Genomic DNA, 17493 nt, shown 5'->3' on the forward strand with positions numbered 1-17493 from the left:
TAAGGAGGCCGTTCATAGTGCGGAAATTTCGTTGGATTTCAGCAGTTACAGTCTTCATATTTGTAGCCACCGCGCTTCCGGTTCAGGCGGCGACCATTCCTGCCGCCGCGGAAACGACGGATAAGCAGGTTGGGTCGCTAACTCCGACAGTGGTAAGCCGTTTAGAAAAAGCGGTGCAAGAACTCATCGGCTCGAAGACAGCATTTCAATTTGACGATGTGACGGATATGGGGAAAACTTGGATTGTAGAGGGCGGACTAGAAGATGGAACTGCTACGTTGCAGACAGAATATAATAAAGAAAAAAATAGAGTAGATTCTACAACCATACGATATAAAATAAGCAGCTTGGGAAAAGCGATGAACGCGCCACTCAAGACGAAAGTGCTAAACAGCGCCAAAGCGTTTGACAGCAAGCGTCCTTTGCAATTTGAAGCATTTTGGCGGGTCAAATCCCCTTATCAGTCCAACAAGCCATCAAATTACTGGGTATTTTGGGGCGCAGGAGAACAGGCTTCCTCGTTGTATGTGGATGTGGATCGAAGTAACGCTATTACCATCAACGCGGACTATGCGCTGAAGCGGGTGGACCCTCTGATACTGAACCGTGCAATGAATACATTTAAGCGTGTGAGTGGACAGCCAATTAAGGTGCAGCACGCTTCACGGTACAAGGACGAAGCGAAGGGGCTTTCATATTGGTCGTTTGAGGATGCAAACGAGGCCAGTGAGGTCAAAATTAGCGCGGTAACCGGTAAAGTGCTGGCCGTATCCACCTATGGGGTGGACTGGAATGATGACGCAGATTTCAAAAAAACATTTGCAAGCCCGAAATATACTGCCTCAGAAGCTTTGAAGCTAGTCAAGCCCAAGGCTCAGATGTTATTTAATATCAATTTGACCGGCTATAAAGTGAAAGTTCAAGGGAATCAATATACGTTCTACAAGCAGCAAAAGGGAACGGATTCTATTGTGGCTAAAGTGAATAAAAAAGGGACTTTTTACGCTTACTCTCTCCATTCTTCCAATGGGAAAATGTAGTAGGAAATAGAAAAGATGAATCAAGCCGCTCCACTCCTGATATCATATTGTCGGGGAGTGGGGCGGCTTTTTTAGTTTTTGGCTTATGTTTGAAGTCTCTTTATGTTACATTAGTATGAAAATAAAGAGCGGGGTGGAGCAGAGGACATGAAACCGGATTTGCGTACTGTGCTGAATCGTGAAATTATTGTCGGAGACGGCGCAATGGGGACTTTTTTATATCAGCTAGGATTTCCAGTAAATACGTCTTTCGAAGAACTGAACATCACTTCGCCTGATGTTATATCAGACGTGCATGGTCAATATTTAAGTGCAGGAGCTCGATTGCTGGAGACTAATACATTTTCTGCAAATGATTATAAGTTAGCCCGGTTTGGACTGGAATCTAAGGTAGAAGAGATCAATCGTGCTGGTGTGAGAATTGCCAGAGATGCGGCCGGACCTGAACATTATGTGGTGGGTGCAGTGGGTTCCATATGTGGGGGAAAGCGGCTTAACATATCAAAGCTGGAGCTGGCAAGAAACTATGAACAGCAAATTGATGCCCTTCTCTCCGAAGGAGTCGACGGTATTTTGTGCGAAACGTTTTATTCACTGGATGAAATACGCATAGCGCTTCACAGTGTACGTAAATATAGTGATATTCCGGTGATTTGTCAGTTTGCGGTCGATCAGGTTGGTCGTACTCAGGATGGTTTTTTAGTGGCGGAAGCTTTTTCGGTGCTGCGTAATGAGGGGGCAGACATCCTTGGATTTAACTGTCACTCGGGTCCGCAGGGAATTATGAGTGTAATGGAGCAGCTGGACGGCCCTTTGTCTGTACCGTTGTCCGTATATCCGAATGCGGGACTAGCAGATTATGTGGACGGTCACTATGTATACGGTGCATCACCTGAATATTTTGGAGAATGTGCCAAATCCTTTGTAGACCTGGGAACGAGGCTGCTCGGTGGTTGCTGCGGAACTACACCGGATCATATTGCTGCTATATCCAAAGCCTTGAACCGTTTGCAACCGCCTCCTCTTGCTTCAAAAGAAGCTTTGTCGAAAGAGTCCTTTCAAGTGGCGGAGCAGATTGCAGATGAAGGGGAACGAGGAAATGGCAGACATACCAGTGAGCCCAACATCGTGGATCTTGTAAAGGAACGACATACGGTCATTGTAGAACTGGATCCTCCGCGCGATCTGGACATTACGAGGTTTATGCAAGGTGCTCATGCGTTGAAGAAAGCCGGGGCCGACGCGCTTACACTGGCTGACAACTCGCTTGCAGTCACTCGCATGAGCAACATGGCGCTTGGACATTTGGTCAGTATTGAAACAGGCTTGCGTCCATTAATTCATATAGCATGTCGTGATCGCAATCTGATTGGTACTCAATCCCACATGATGGGTTTTGACGCGCTCGGTATTGACCATGTACTGGCGGTTACTGGAGATCCGGCGCGGTTCGGTGATTTGCCAGGCGCCAGTTCGGTGTATGATATGACCTCTTTTGAAATCATACGTATGATCAAGCAATTAAATGATGGTGTCGCATTTTCCGGTAAGCCACTGAAGCAGAAAGCTAATTTTGTGGTAGGTGCCGCATTTAATCCTAACGTCAAGCATTTGGGTAAAGCCGTACAGCGGTTGGAGAAGAAAATTGCCTCCGGAGCCGACTATGTTATGACTCAGCCCGTATACGACCACGAGTTGATTGCAGCCATCGCGGAAGCGACACGACATTTGGAAGTACCGATTTTTATCGGTATTATGCCGCTGGCTAGTGGGCGCAATGCAGAATACTTGCACAATGAAGTACCAGGCATTCAGTTATCCGATGAGGTGCGTGCACGTATGTCTGGTCTTGAGGGTCCGGAAGGACGAGCAATGGGTGTGTCTATTGCCAAGGAGTTACTCGATACGGCAATGGAACATTTTAATGGTATCTATTTTATGACTCCATTTATGTTCTATGAAATGACAGCTGAACTGACTTCTTACGTATGGCAAAAATCAGGCCGCGCACAGGCCCCCTTGTTTCGACTATAATAATCAATTACAATAGTATAATGGATGTGATGCCGATGTCATTGAGTATGACCGGATACGGTCAAGCCATCCTTCATTATGAGGGCTATAAAGTGCGCTTGGAATTGAAATCGGTGAATCACCGCTATTGCGAAGTGATGATGAGAATTCCGCGCGAATGGACTCGTTACGAAGATGGCTTGAGAAGAACGGTTCAACAGCAGATTAAACGCGGTCGTATCGATGTCTTTATCCACAGGGAACGTGATGAAGAACAGATGCCCGCCGCGCGGTTAAATGACACTGTGGTGCAGGCTTACCTGCATGCAGCGGAGCAGCTGGCGGATCGTTATGGAGTGAAAGGAACGTTAGGGATAAGCGATATTCTTGCTTTGCCTGACGTTCTGGGTGAGCCTGGAGAGGCTTTCCATGGAGACGAAGAGGACTGGGAAGAGCAACTACAGCGAGCTTTGAATGAAGCTTTGCAAGGTTTACTGGAGATGAGAAGGCGAGAAGGCGGGCATTTGGCGCAAGATGTGAAATCCCGTATTTTACGTCTGGAATCCCTGCATCATGAAATGACGGTGCTGGCTCCTCATGTTGTGAGCGACTACCGTAACAGGCTGAAACACAGGCTTAAAGAGCTTCAGGACGGTTCATTTACGCTTGATGAACATAAGTTCGGAATGGAGATTGCGTTATTCGCGGATCGCAGCAATATTGATGAGGAACTTACCCGGCTTCAAAGTCACTTTGGGCAGTGCAAGGGGTTGCTGCTATCGGACGAGCCGGCCGGTCGCAAATTAGATTTTTTAATCCAGGAAATGAATAGAGAAGTCAACACGATCGGCTCCAAGGCTAATCATCTCAACTTGGTTAATTTGGTCGTTGAGATGAAAGCAGAGCTCGAGAAAATTCGTGAGCAGGCTGCAAATATTGAGTAGCTACCTGGTAGCGGCACGGCTGCAAGAGTCACATGTATAGGGGGAAAGACCTGAATATGGCAATCAAATTGATCAATATTGGTTTCGGCAATATCGTGTCGGCCAACCGAATTATCTCCATCGTCAGTCCGGAGTCTGCTCCGATCAAGCGGATTATACAGGAAGCCAGGGACCGTCATATGCTAATTGATGCTACCTATGGCCGCCGGACGCGGGCTGTTATTATTACAGACAGTGATCATGTAATCCTGTCTGCGGTGCAGCCGGAGACGGTCGCTCATCGCCTATCCACTAAAGATGATGACAATGACGAATAAAAATGGAGTGTACTATGGCTAAGGGATTATTATTTGTAATATCCGGACCTTCGGGTGTCGGTAAAGGGACGGTAGGCAACGCATTGCGTGACAAGCTACCAGAGATAACGTACTCCGTTTCTGCTACAACTCGAACACCTCGTTCGGGTGAACAGGATGGAGTGACCTATTTTTTTAAAACGCGTGAAGAATTTTTGGGTATGATTGAACGAGATGAAATGCTGGAGTATGCTGAGTATGTAGGGAACTATTATGGTACTCCACGTGATTTTGTAGATCAGACGCTTGCGCAGGGAAAAGATATTTTTCTGGAGATTGAAGTTCAGGGAGCGCTAAAGGTTAAAGAAAAATTTCCAGAAGGCATATTCATTTTTCTGCTTCCGCCTTCGCTAGATGAATTAAAGGATAGAATCAGGGGACGGGGCACAGAAACTCAAGCGACCATAGACCACCGTATGTCGGTAGCTGTGGATGAAATGAATCTGTTGCGTCACTATGATTATGCGGTTGTCAATGATGAGATTGATTTCGCTTGTAAACGAATAGAATCCATTATTATCGCCGAACATTGTAAGGTTCATCCTTAAACGAGGGCTTTACATATGCCAAGCGTACCTAAAGAGAAATAATACTGTATAAGCTGAGCTTGAAGGTGTACACTGGAGTTCAGCTTATACAGTCCCAAAACTACATGAAGAGGTGTCTATTCGTGCTGTATCCTTCCATTGATGAAATGATGAAAAAGGCAGATAGTAAGTATTCGTTGGTTGTAGCGGCTTCACGTCGTGCCAGACAGTTGCGCGAGGGTGAAAAGACGACTCTCAAGAATCCTAAATCCCACAAACAGGTTGGAGTGGCGTTGGAAGAGATTTACGCGGATCATCTGCGTCTTGAAAGCGGCGAAGACGAGTAAGAATTATACACAACTATTATAACCGGGCGCAATGCCAATTCCTTTGACAACCGCAAGGTTGTTATTTTTTTAGGTCAGGGGGAGTTAACGATGTTGAAGGGGAAAGTTATTATTCTTGGTATAACCGGTGGAATTGCTGCTTACAAAGGGGCTGCGTTATGTAGTAGGTTGACACAAAAGGGCGCCGATGTTCATGTGATTATGACAGCCTCTGCTAAGGAGTTTATTACCGAGCTTACACTGCAGTCGCTCTCTCGTAATCCGGTGTACAGTGATACGTTTGATGAAAGAGAGCCGTCCGTCGTATCCCATATTCATCTGGCAGATGCGGCTGATTTGGTGCTTGTTGCACCTGCAACTGCGAATATTATTGGAAAAATGGCGCATGGCCTTGCTGATGATATGTTGTCTACAACGTTGTTGGCTACAACAGCGCCTATTATGGTGGCACCTGCGATGAATGTACATATGTACACTCATCCGGCAGTCATGCAAAATATGGAGACGCTTGTATCACGTGGTGTGAAGATGATTGAGCCTGGTGAAGGATTACTGGCTTGCGGTTACGTTGGCAAAGGACGTTTGGAAGAGCCGGACACAATTGTGCAAACGATAGAGCACTTTTTTGATCAGCAAGCCCAGGAACAAAAAAACAACATTAAGTCTGAATCCCGATGGTTTGGTGGCGAATCTGTGGAGGCTCAAGTGCCTGAGTCACCTGTGAATGAGAATGAATCGGTGTTTTCAGGTAAAAAAGTCATTGTAACGGCTGGAGGCACGATCGAGCGAATTGATCCAGTGCGTTATATCACAAATGATTCATCTGGAAAAATGGGCTTCGCCATTGCAAAAGTGGCTCAAAAGATGGGGGCAGAGGTGCACTTGATTGCTGCCAATACCAGTGCGGAACCGCCTGCTGGTATTATGCTTGAAAGAGTCCAGTCGGCTGAAGACATGTACGCAGCTGTATTAAAACAATGGGAAACGAGCGATATGGTCGTTATGGCTGCTGCAGTTGCAGATTATCGACCACGTGAGATAGCACAGACCAAGATCAAGAAAAAAGATAGTGTATTTACGCTAGAGTTAGTGAAGAACGTCGATATTCTAGAATCACTCGGACGGAGTAAGAAACATCAATTTTTAATTGGCTTTGCAGCTGAAACTGAACATTTGGAGACGTATGCGAAAGATAAATTAGAACGTAAAAATTGTGATTTGATCGCGGCAAACGATGTAACTGTGAATGGTGCTGGTTTTGGCGTCGATACGAATGCTGTTCAAATTTATGACCGAAGCGGGATCGTTGAGCGTATTCCTGTACAGTCAAAGGAAGAAGTTGCGCGTAAGTTGCTTACTATAGCCGCGGGACGCATGGGTGGGGTGCTGCATTAATGGAGACGGGCAATTTAGTTGCCAAGGTCATTGTCGATGTACCTGCCAAGGATACGGACCGCACCTTCGATTATCTGATACCGGATTCAATGAGACCTTGGATTGAGCCGGGTAGTCGGGTAGCTGTGCCATTTGGCAAACGGACGGTGCAGGCTTTCGTCATCTCGGTAGTCCCAGCTGAGGAACCACCGAAATACAGGATGAGAGCGATTCAGGAGTTGCTGGATTTGGTGCCACCTTTATCTGCCGACCTAGTCGAACTGGGCAAGTGGATGAGTGAACGTTATGCTTGTAATCAAATTATGGCATTGCAAGTGATGATTCCTACCGCGCTCAAAGGCAAAGCAGAACGTTATATCTCAATTGCGGAACAGCATGAGTTAACGCATCCACAGCGTAGTATACAACCGAATCAGGGCGATGAGCTCGAATGGGCACTTCTGACCGACGATGGTATGAGTGATCCGACAGAGCGTCGGATTGTCAGCTTCATTCAGGAGAAGGAGCAAGTCCCGTTGCAGCAACTCAGTCGACGTTTCCCTGAGGAAGCGGAGGTTATTAAATCACTGTTACGCCGGGGTGTGCTTCAGGAAAGTCAAGTTATTAAAGACAAGCTTGGCAAAAAGACCATGAAATCCGTTGATCTGGCTATCGGCATAGACGAGGCATCAACGGTACTGGAGCAATTTTCTGCCAAAGCACAGCGTCAGCGGGAGGTACTTGCTTTTTTGCTGGAACGTAGCGAGTTTTTGCCTCTGTCGCTCAAGGAAGTCATGACCTCATTGAGTGTGTCTGCTGCAACGGTTAAGGCGCTGGAAGATAAGGGCTATGTGTTGCTGGAGGATGTCGAAGTGTTCCGCGACCCGTACCGGGGCAGACACTTCAAGCCTACAGAGCCACTCCCTCTCACAGCAGAGCAGCAGTCGGTGTATGAACGGATTATTCGCCAGCTGGACACGCGTGAGCAAGGAGCTTATTTGTTGCATGGAGTCACGGGGAGCGGTAAGACGGAAATTTATCTACAGACGATTCAACGTTGTATCGAGCAGAATCGGCAGGCCATTGTGCTGGTACCTGAAATATCGTTAACCCCACAAATGGTTGAGCGTTTTAAAGGTCGGTTTGGCGATCAGGTAGCAGTGATGCACAGTAGGTTGTCTGGAGGAGAACGGTACGATGAGTGGCGCAAAATACGCGAAGGCCGTGTGAAAGTGGCGATTGGTGCTCGCTCGGCAGTATTTGCGCCTTTTCGTGAGTTAGGTCTTATTATTATGGATGAGGAGCACGAAACGTCCTATAAGCAGGAAGAGACACCTAAATACCATGCGCGTGATGTCGCCATTCGCAGAGCCCATCAGCATGGGGCTGTCGTTATTCTCGGCTCGGCTACACCGTCGCTGGAAAGCTACTATGCGGCTCGCTCACAAAGCAACGACGAGTTTGCGCCGTTGCTACTTGAAATGCCAACTCGCGCATTGGGGAACACGTTACCCGAAGTACATATCATGGATATGCGTGAGGAACTGCGTGCTGGCAACCGCTCTATGTTTAGCCGTGCGTTGCATAATGGGATTGCAGAGCGGTTAGAGCGTAAGGAGCAGACGGTGCTCCTGTTGAATCGGCGTGGACACTCCACATTCGTCATGTGCCGTAGCTGTGGCTATGTGGCGGGCTGTCCGCATTGTGATATTTCGCTTACGTATCATCAGCGGTCGAACAATTTACGTTGTCATTACTGTGGTTATTCCGAGCCTGTGCCTCAGACTTGCCCTGAATGCGGTAGTGAGCATATTCGCTATTTCGGTACAGGTACCCAGCGAGTGGAAGAAGAGCTGGCGAAGCTATTCCCCGGTATACGTGTTGTTCGAATGGATGTTGATACAACGACAGAAAAAAATGCCCACGAAAAGCTCCTCAAGCAATTTCGTGATAAAAAAGCGGACGTGCTGCTCGGTACTCAAATGGTTGCCAAAGGCCTGGACTTTCCCGATGTGACACTGGTTGGTGTCATTACTGCGGATTCAGCTCTCAATTTACCGGATTTTCGGGCTGCGGAAAAGACATTTCAGCTGTTAACACAAGTAGCTGGACGTGCTGGGAGACATCAATTGCCAGGGGAAGTATTCGTACAATCCTATACTCCAGAGCATTATTCGGTGATTCACGCAAGTCGCCATGATTATGCTTCTTTTGTGAGGGAAGAATTGAAACACCGCCGCAATTTGCACTATCCACCATATTGCCGTCTTATTTTGGTAACCTTTTCTCATGAACAACTCCCGGTGCTGGTCCGGCTGGCAGAGAATTATTCAGCAACACTACAGGGACGGGCCAGACAACGAGGCTGGTTCGGGAATATGGATCGTCTTACATCGGATGTACTCGACATTTTGGGACCAGTAGCTTCACCCATTTCGAGAATCAAGAATAGATACCGATTTCAATGTATGATAAAATGGCGTGGAAATATCGACGCGATTAGTTTGGCTCAGCAAGTAGCTGATGAAATGGCCGAATCCGCACAGGCGCAAAAGTTGCTGATTAGTCTGGATGTTGATCCACAAATGCTTATGTAGAGCGTTGCCACAAAAGTTATTAGCACAATTAATGCGGACAAGTCGTCCGTACATAGGATAATGTAGCAGTCGCGTTTGTGATGAATACAGTTAAGCCTAAACGAAGGAAAAAGGATAAAGAGGAAGGTGTTCTGTTGTCATGTCAATTAGAATTATAGTGTTGGAGCCGGATGATGTATTGCACAAAGTAGCAAAGGAAGTTACTAAAATTACACCTAACGTGCAAAAGCTGCTCGACGATATGGCAGATACGATGTATGAAGCGGAGGGTGTAGGTCTTGCTGCTCCGCAAGTAGGTATTTTGAAGCGTCTCATCGTTGTAGATGCTGGAGATGAACATGGTTTGATTAAAATGATCAACCCAGAAATCGTGGCCGAAGAAGGGGAGGACTTGGGTCCAGAAGGCTGCCTGAGTATACCAGGGTTGAACGGGGATGTGCGTCGTGCCGAGAAAGTTACAGTCAAGGGACTGGACCGCGAGGGTAAGGCCATTACCGTTACAGCGACAGGATTGCTTTCTCGTGCTTTTCAGCATGAAATCGACCATTTAAATGGAATTTTGTTCACGGATATTGCAGAAAAAGTATATGAGGTTGCGCTGGAACAGCCAGGACCGAACCGTCAGATAGGAGAGTGAGGTTCGATGAGTCAAGACATTCGTATTATCTTTATGGGTACGCCTGAGTTTGCAGTGCCTTCGTTGAACATGTTACTGGATAATGGTTATAACGTGGTCGGTGTGATTACACAGCCCGATAAGCCACAGGGACGGAAAAAAATATTAACGCCTACACCAGTTAAGGAAGCGGCAGAAAAACGCGGATTACCTGTACTGCAACCGACCCGCCTGCGCCAGCCAGAAGCGGTGGCTCAGGTGGCGGAGCTGCGTCCTGATCTGATCGTAACCGCAGCCTATGGGCAAATTTTGCCAAAATCCGTACTAGACCTGCCTCGTTTCGGCTGCCTGAATGTGCATGGTTCGTTACTTCCCCGTTATCGGGGAGGTGCACCGATCCAGCGTGCGATTATTAACGGTGAGACCGTGACGGGTGTGACGCTGATGTATATGGCGGAAGGACTGGATACTGGCGATATGATATCGCGAGTTGAGGTTGCTATAGAGCCAGAGGATACCTCCGGTACGATTTTTGAGAAGCTAAGCGTAGCTGGAGCAAAGCTTTTGCAGGGCGAGCTGCCTAAATTGCTGGCAGGCCAATCAGACCGTACGCCGCAAAACGAGGACGAGGCGACCTATGCTCCGAATCTGAACCGCGACGATGAGCGTATTTCGTGGAGTGACAATGCACAGCAGATATACAACCGGATTCGCGGCCTTGTACCTTTTTCCGGCGCGTTTACGCTTTGGGAGGAAAATGTTTTTAAAATATGGGCTGCTGAGCAGCCTTTCATAAATAATGAAGTGAGTGGCTCAAATGCTCCAGCACCCGGAACGGTTCTTCAATTGACCGCTCGTGGCATTGAGGTGCAGACAGGCGAGGGAACTCTTTGGCTGACTCAGGTTCAACCGGCTGGCAAAAAGGTTATGGATGCCGGAACCTTTGCGCGCGGCGGACAGATGAAGCCAGGCACGGTGCTCGGATGAGCGGGAGTCACTCCCGTCAGGGAGGCAAAGGCAAGGGAGTGGGTGCCAGATCCGGCAATACTCGCAAACAGACGGCGCGGGAAGTTGCACTTGATGTGTTGACCGGTGTGGAGCAAGAGGGTGCGTATAGCAATCTTGAGTTAAATCGTCGACTTCAGCAGGCAGGTTTATCTGCAAGTGACGCTGGTCTGGCGACTGAACTTGTATACGGTACAGTCGCACGCCGAAATACACTTGATTATTTTTTGAATAAATTTGTTCAAAAAGGAACGGCCAAGCTTCAGGCTTGGGTACGTTCGTTGCTGCGGATGAGTGTGTATCAGGTGGTGTATCTGGATCGAGTTCCGGATCATGCAGTCGTTAGTGAAGCGGTGACCATTGCCAAGCGTCGTGGGCATCAGGGGATTTCCGGTATGGTCAACGGCGTGCTCCGCAGCATGCTGCGTGAGCCGGACAAGCTGCGTATTCCTGACGATTTGTCACCAGAGGAACGGATTTCATTAGAACATTCTCATCCACAGTGGCTGGTTAAGCGTTGGATTAAGCAATACGGTGCAGATACTGCTGAGGCTATCTGTCAGGCTAATAATGAGCCCCCTGCGGTCAGCGTACGGGTGAATACGACAATGACCAGCCGTGATCAGCTGCTGGACGAGATGCGCTCAAAAGGACTTGATGCCGTTCCTTCGGCAGTTAGTCCCTATGGGATTGTTGTTCGTAGCGGTGGCAATATGGCGCTTACCTCGTGGTATACGGACGGCTCGCTGTCCGTACAGGATGAAAGCTCTATGCTCGTTGCCGAAGCAGTTGCTCCTGAGCCCGGTATGCTGGTACTGGATTGCTGTGCCGCTCCAGGCGGCAAAACAGCTCATATGGCTGAGCTGATGAAGGATCGCGGTCGGATCGTTGCAAATGATCTGCATGCCCATAAGCATCAATTAATCCGTGAACAGGCTAAACGACTTGGCCTGGATGCCGTGGAAACAGTCACTGGTGATGCGCTAGAACTGAAGGAACGATATGCCCCAGCTTCTTTTGACCGTATTTTGCTGGATGCACCATGCTCTGGCTTTGGAGTAATTCGTCGTAAACCGGACCTGCGTTGGAGCAAAACTGCGCAGGATGTTCGCGACATTACACAGCTTCAGCATGAGCTGCTGGATAGTGTGGCGGGACTGTTGAAGCCAGGTGGCATTCTGGTATACAGTACATGCACGATTGAGCCGGACGAAAATGAAGGACAATTGACTCGGTTTTTAAGCGAACATTCGGAGTATGAATTGGCAGAGGGTCATTCCTTCCCGGACGTGAGCCGCGAAATGGATAGTATACAGGGAGGCTCGGTACAGCTGTTACCGCAGCATTTCCACAGCGACGGATTTTATATCGCGCGCCTACGTCGGGTGAAATAGCGCGGAAGAGAATTCCATGCAGCTGCCCACCAGCATTTCCACATTCCGCCGGAACATTTCCGGCGGTTTTTTGCATGAAGACGAAAAATTTTTACCCCCTCAGGGATTTGTGCTAAAATAGGAAGAATGAAAAATACGATCTGCGATCAAACAGAACTTAATGAAGAAGGAACGGGTGCAAACATTGATGAAACCTTTTATATATGATTTAACTTTGGAGGAGCTTCAGGACTGGGCCAAGAACAATGGCGAGCCTGCTTTTCGTGGAGGACAAATTTTTGACTGGCTGTATGTGAAGCGGGTCAATGATTTCAGCGAGATGACGAATTTGCCCAAGGCGCTGAGAGAGAAGCTTGAGGAGCAATTTAGTTTTGTGACGCTTAGTGAAATTACAAAGTTGGAATCAAAGGACGGTACAGTAAAATTCCTGTTCGGTTTGCATGATGATCATGCCATTGAAACGGTCATTATGAGACACAATTACGGAAACAGTATTTGTGTAACGACACAAGTGGGTTGCCGAATTGGTTGTACTTTCTGCGCTTCGACGCTTGGAGGCCTCAAACGGAACCTGACAGCTGGTGAAATTACTGCACAGGTAGTACAGGCTCAGAAAATTTTGGATAAAACGAATGAACGAGTGAGCAGCATCGTGATTATGGGCTCGGGCGAGCCTTTTGAAAACTATGAAGCGACCATGACGTTTTTGCGTACAATGGTTCATGAAAAAGGTCTGAACATTGGTCAACGTCATATCACAGTGTCGACCAGCGGTATTGTACCGAATATTTATAAATTTGCCGACGAGGATACCCAGATTAATCTGGCAATATCCATTCATGCGCCTAATGATGCACTTCGGTCGAAGCTAATGCCTGTAAATCGGCGTTATCCCTTTAAGGATGTTATGGATTCTCTACGTTACTATCTTGCTAAGACGGGGCGGAGAATTTCGTTTGAATATGCCCTGATTGGTGGGGTAAACGATCAGGCAGAACATGCTGAAGAGCTAGCGGATGTGTTAAAGGACATGCTGTGTCACGTTAATTTGATTCCAGTCAACCATGTGCCTGAGCGCAAGTATGTGCGCACATCGCGTAGCGATATTTTTAATTTTCAACGTATTCTTGCCGAAAAAGGCGTCAATGTGACGATCCGGCGTGAACAGGGTCACGATATTGCCGCTGCCTGCGGTCAGTTGCGTGCAAAGCATATGGAGTTGGGGTGAAACCATTTGATCAAAACAGTTCATGTCAGCCATGTCGGACGTGTACGTTCGGTGAATGAGGATTCTGCCTGGATCAGGCACTTAGAGCAAGGCTATATTCTTGGGATTGTTGCCGATGGTATGGGGGGGCATTTGGCCGGTGATACGGCCAGCCGCCTTGCGGTAGAGACACTTGCCGCTGATTTGGCGACGCTGGAGAGCGGATTATCCGCACATTCTTTGACGGCGGCGCTCAGCGACGCTATTTTGCATGCCAATGAAGTCATCTTCCAGACGGCTGCACGCGATGAGAAGTATCATAATATGGGAACGACAGTTGTTGCGGTTTTACTATACGACGCATCCGGAATTATCGGACATATCGGTGACAGTCGCGCCTATGTCATATCCAAAGGAGCGGTACGTCAGCTTACAGAAGACCATACTTTGGTTAACGAGCTGTTCAAAAACGGTCAGATCAGTAAGGAAGAACGGGAGAACCATCCTCGTCGCAATGTACTGACACGGGCGCTGGGCACTGATTCCGAGGTGAAAGTGGATATTGACTCCATTACGCTGGAAAAAGGCGATGTACTGTTACTGTGTAGCGACGGATTAAGCAATCTGGTAACGGAAGAACAAATCAGTAAAGTAGTAGGTGCCGCAGAGAATCCTTTGGAGGAGCGTGCGGATCGTCTGCTACATCTGGCGTTGCTTGCCGGAGGAGACGATAACATTACTGTAGCTTTGTTTGAATTGCCCGATGACACGGTTTCATTGAATGAAAAGGGGTGTGACGCATGATCGGGCACCTGCTAGGGGGAAGATACGAAATTATTGAGCGTATCGGTGGCGGCGGTATGGCTCTGGTGTACAAGGCTCAAGACATTTTGCTGAATCGCAATGTCGCAGTTAAAGTGTTGCGCCAGCAATTTGTTCATGACGAGGAATTTATTCGCCGGTTTCGGCGTGAGGCGCAGTCTGCGGCTTCGCTTTCGCATTCGAATGTGGTCAGTATTTATGATGTCGGCCAAGAGGATGAAATCCATTATATTGTAATGGAGTGCATCGAAGGTAAAAATTTGAATGAGATTATTAAAGAACGTGCGCCATTGCAAGTGGATGAAGCAGTACGGATTGCTTCCCAGATTTGTGATGCGCTGGAGCATGCTCACCAAAATCAGATCATTCACCGAGACATCAAGCCTCATAATATATTAATTGGACGTAATGGACGGGTTAAGGTAACCGATTTTGGGATTGCTAGAGCTGTTACGTCAACGACCATTACCCAGACGGGTTCTGTTGTAGGTTCTGTTCATTATTTTTCACCTGAGCATGCAAAGGGTGTCGTCACCGGCGAAAAATCGGACTTATATTCTTTAGGTATTGTCTTATATCAAATGCTGACGGCGCAGCTCCCTTTCCTCGGAGAAAGTCCAATTAGTGTAGCGCTCAAGCATTTGCAAGAGGAGTTTGAGGAACCGCGTAAAATTAATCCGTTGATTCCGCAAAGTGTGGAAAATGTCATTCTAAAATCCATGCGCAAAAATCCAGAAGAGCGTTATCAATCGGCAGATGAAATGCTAAAAGATTTGGAAACCTGTTTGCTGCCGGGACGGCGTAATGAATCCAAGCTGGAGTTTACACATTTGGATGATGAGGATCAAACACGGGTTATTCCGGCTATTAAGCCTCAACAATTAGGGATGTCTTCTAGCGGGGAAGATGTACCTGCCCAACCGCGTGAGTCTGAACAGCTTCCGAGCAAGCAATCGTCCAAGAAAAATAGAAAAAAAGCGATCTTGTGGGTAACACTAGTGTTGGTGTTACTTCTGTGCATGGGCGGAGTGGTGTACTATGTGCAAAGTGTACTTGTCGTGCCTGAGGTAAAAGTACCAGGTGTATTGACACAAACAGAAGACCAAGCGAAGGTTAATCTCAGTAAAGCGGGTTTACTCATTGAGGAGCCAATCCAGCATGAATACAAAGAGGGGATCGCGCCTGGAATTGTATTTTATCAAAGCTATCCTGCAGATTCTTTAGTCAAGGAAGGAACCAAGATTAGTCTGAAAGTCGGGATTGCCAAGCCGCTCACCCCAATGCCGGATGTAAAAGGCCAAAGCTACGAGAATGCTGTTAAGCTGCTGACCGCCCAGCAAATTAAGGAGACGCAGATTCAGCAAAATGAGCAGTTCAGTGATCAGGCCGTTGGGACCGTCCTTAGTCAGACTCCAGCTGCAAATGAGCCATTTGATAAGGATTCAGTCCAAGTTGTGCTCACAGTCAGCAAGGGCGCTGACACTGTAAAAATGCCAAGTCTCGTAGGGAAAACGCAGAACCAAGCGGAAAATGAGGTCAAAAAGGCAGGGCTGAAGGTTGGCTCGATTAAAGAAGAATTTAGCTATGAGCAGGAAAAAGGAAGAGTAACCAAACAATGGCCGTCCGAGGCAGGCAGTGAGTTGCCACCAAATACGGAAATTACGTTTTATGTAAGCACTGGTTACCCGCCAGAAGCGATTACGCTGCCATTTAATGTGCCTGTTGCACCGAAGGAAGAGGGTAAAAACAGCAAAATTCGTATTACTTATACGGATGCACGTGGAGAAAATCAGGAATGGGGAAGCCGTACAATTAATACGACACAGGTGTTCACTATCAACCTGCTAATGGCTCCGAACAAAGACAGTGTTGTCTCAGTATTTAGAGATGGTGACTTTATTGATACGTATCCGGTCTCTTATATTGATGCGAAAAATGGAACAGTGACGATGCCTCAAATTGCCCCACCTGCTGGAACTTCACCAACGGATACACCTGATGGTAATTCCTCGCAAAATGGAAGTGGAAACGGCGAGGAAGGTGATAACGGGGGATCTTCTAATGATAGTGGTGACGGTGGAGGCGACTCGAACAATCAGGAGGGCACAGGAGGTAATGGTGACCCTTCCGCCTTTGTTCCTGGAACGAATTCCACGGGGGCTACGCGCAGTGAGTTGGCAGTTAGCCATAAAAACAACCAAGGTCACGCTTCCCACAAAAAGAAGGAAAAAGTGATTGAGGCTGTTCAGCATCAGTAAACGTGCAATAGGAGATGCTTAACCTGCTATACGCAATAAAACTTAAACATTATGAAGGAGGACATCTTACACATGCCTGAAGGTCTGATCGTCAAGGCGCTTAGCGGATATTATTATGTCTCCAGCCTGGATCAGGATGGGCGTCCGGTATCTGGCGAAGCTACGGTACAATGCAGAGCACGCGGCATTTTTAAGAAAAAAGAGATCACGCCTCTTGTCGGTGATCGGGTCGTTTACGAACTGACTGAGAACGGGGAAGGTATGGTCAAGGAGATTAGAAAGCGTACAACGGAGCTGATTCGTCCTCCGGTAGCTAATACCACGCTTGCTGTGCTGCTGTTTTCCTTACGTGAGCCGGATTTAAACCTGCCTTTACTGGATAAATTTTTAGTCCATATTGAGCACGCCGGGCTGGATACGATTATCTGTCTGACTAAGCGCGATTTGTATGAAGGCAGCCCTTCAGAGGATGACACCGTGCTGACCGTTCAGGAAATGTACCGGAAGATCGGTTATGAAGTGCTGGTAACCAGTGCCCGTACCGGAGAAGGAACGGTTGAGCTTAAGAAGCTGTTGGCTGGTCAAATCAGCGTGTTTTCCGGGCAGTCAGGTGTAGGGAAGTCTTCCATGCTTAATGCTTTGGAGCCTGGGTTAACGCTCGAGACGAGCGCCATAAGCAATAAGCTGGGCCGAGGAAGACATACGACTCGTCATGTAGAGCTTATTCCTTTAGACAACGGAGGGTTTGTAGCAGATACGCCGGGGTTTAGCCAGTTGGATTTTCTGGAGCTGGGTGTGGATGAACTATCTCCCTGTTTTCGTGAATTCCAGCAGTATGCGGAAGGATGTAAATTTCGGGGGTGTACCCATATTCACGAGCCTGGCTGTAAAGTAAGAGAGGCCCTGGAAGAAGGACATATTTCACAGGGACGGTATGATAGCTATTTGCAGTTCTATCAGGAATTAAAAGAAAAAAAACGGAGGTACTAAGTT

Annotated in this window: 15 protein-coding genes; all 15 read left to right on the top strand. The window is 47.6% G+C overall.

Features of this window, described 5'->3' with window-relative positions:
- Positions 1 to 17: 17 nt before the first annotated feature.
- The 15 genes from ACEN8J_RS06930 (at position 18) to rsgA (ending at position 17490) form a co-directional block, all read left to right on the top strand.
- Positions 18 to 1040, top strand: a complete 1023-nt coding sequence (locus ACEN8J_RS06930; protein ID WP_069012753.1) for a hypothetical protein — start codon at positions 18 to 20, stop codon at positions 1038 to 1040.
- A gap of 147 nt (positions 1041 to 1187) precedes the next feature.
- Complete coding sequence (locus ACEN8J_RS06935) at positions 1188 to 3074, top strand: bifunctional homocysteine S-methyltransferase/methylenetetrahydrofolate reductase (RefSeq protein WP_340955859.1); 1887 nt, start codon at positions 1188 to 1190, stop codon at positions 3072 to 3074.
- A 35-nt stretch (positions 3075 to 3109) separates the two neighbouring features.
- Complete coding sequence (locus ACEN8J_RS06940; protein ID WP_029517198.1) at positions 3110 to 3997, top strand: YicC/YloC family endoribonuclease; 888 nt, start codon at positions 3110 to 3112, stop codon at positions 3995 to 3997.
- Positions 3998 to 4053: 56 nt separating this feature from the next.
- The gene (gene remA, locus ACEN8J_RS06945; RefSeq protein WP_005548256.1) at positions 4054 to 4314 is read left to right on the top strand and encodes an extracellular matrix/biofilm regulator RemA; all 261 of its coding nucleotides are present in this window, start codon (positions 4054 to 4056) and stop codon (positions 4312 to 4314) included.
- 14 nt (positions 4315 to 4328) lie between these two features.
- Positions 4329 to 4901 carry a guanylate kinase gene (gene gmk, locus ACEN8J_RS06950; protein ID WP_013310894.1) on the top strand — a complete coding sequence of 191 codons (573 nt, stop codon included), beginning with the start codon at positions 4329 to 4331 and terminating at the stop codon, positions 4899 to 4901.
- A gap of 122 nt (positions 4902 to 5023) precedes the next feature.
- Positions 5024 to 5227, top strand: a complete 204-nt coding sequence (gene rpoZ, locus ACEN8J_RS06955; protein WP_013310893.1) for a DNA-directed RNA polymerase subunit omega — start codon at positions 5024 to 5026, stop codon at positions 5225 to 5227.
- 90 nt (positions 5228 to 5317) lie between these two features.
- Positions 5318 to 6622, top strand: coding sequence for a bifunctional phosphopantothenoylcysteine decarboxylase/phosphopantothenate--cysteine ligase CoaBC (gene coaBC / locus ACEN8J_RS06960; protein ID WP_029517199.1), 1305 nt, complete (start codon positions 5318 to 5320; stop codon positions 6620 to 6622).
- Entirely contained in the window at positions 6622 to 9198 is a 2577-nt protein-coding gene (priA, locus tag ACEN8J_RS06965) for a primosomal protein N' (protein ID WP_029517200.1), read from the top strand. Before coaBC ends, priA begins: the two co-directional genes overlap by 1 nt.
- 139 nt (positions 9199 to 9337) lie before the next feature.
- Positions 9338 to 9835 (top strand): peptide deformylase, encoded by a 498-nt coding sequence (gene def, locus ACEN8J_RS06970; protein ID WP_029517201.1) that lies wholly within the window; start codon positions 9338 to 9340, stop codon positions 9833 to 9835.
- A 6-nt stretch (positions 9836 to 9841) separates the two neighbouring features.
- Positions 9842 to 10801, top strand: a complete 960-nt coding sequence (gene fmt, locus ACEN8J_RS06975) for a methionyl-tRNA formyltransferase (RefSeq protein WP_029517202.1) — start codon at positions 9842 to 9844, stop codon at positions 10799 to 10801.
- A complete protein-coding gene (rsmB, locus tag ACEN8J_RS06980) occupies positions 10798 to 12213 on the top strand; it encodes a 16S rRNA (cytosine(967)-C(5))-methyltransferase RsmB (protein ID WP_029517203.1) in 1416 nt (471 codons plus the stop codon). Before fmt ends, rsmB begins: the two co-directional genes overlap by 4 nt.
- Before the next feature lie 187 nt (positions 12214 to 12400).
- Positions 12401 to 13441, top strand: coding sequence for a dual-specificity RNA methyltransferase RlmN (rlmN, locus tag ACEN8J_RS06985; protein WP_029517204.1), 1041 nt, complete (start codon positions 12401 to 12403; stop codon positions 13439 to 13441).
- 6 nt (positions 13442 to 13447) lie between these two features.
- Positions 13448 to 14224: a Stp1/IreP family PP2C-type Ser/Thr phosphatase gene (locus ACEN8J_RS06990; RefSeq protein WP_069012748.1), complete on the top strand. Its 777-nt coding sequence runs from the start codon at positions 13448 to 13450 to the stop codon at positions 14222 to 14224.
- On the top strand, positions 14221 to 16500 hold the full coding sequence (gene pknB / locus ACEN8J_RS06995; RefSeq protein ID WP_069012747.1) for a Stk1 family PASTA domain-containing Ser/Thr kinase: 2280 nt from the start codon (positions 14221 to 14223) through the stop codon (positions 16498 to 16500). Before ACEN8J_RS06990 ends, pknB begins: the two co-directional genes overlap by 4 nt.
- 72 nt (positions 16501 to 16572) lie before the next feature.
- Positions 16573 to 17490, top strand: a complete 918-nt coding sequence (gene rsgA, locus ACEN8J_RS07000; protein ID WP_029517207.1) for a ribosome small subunit-dependent GTPase A — start codon at positions 16573 to 16575, stop codon at positions 17488 to 17490.
- The last annotated feature ends 3 nt before the right edge of the window (positions 17491 to 17493 follow it).

It is taken from the genome of Paenibacillus sp. Paensp38, assembly GCF_059491915.1.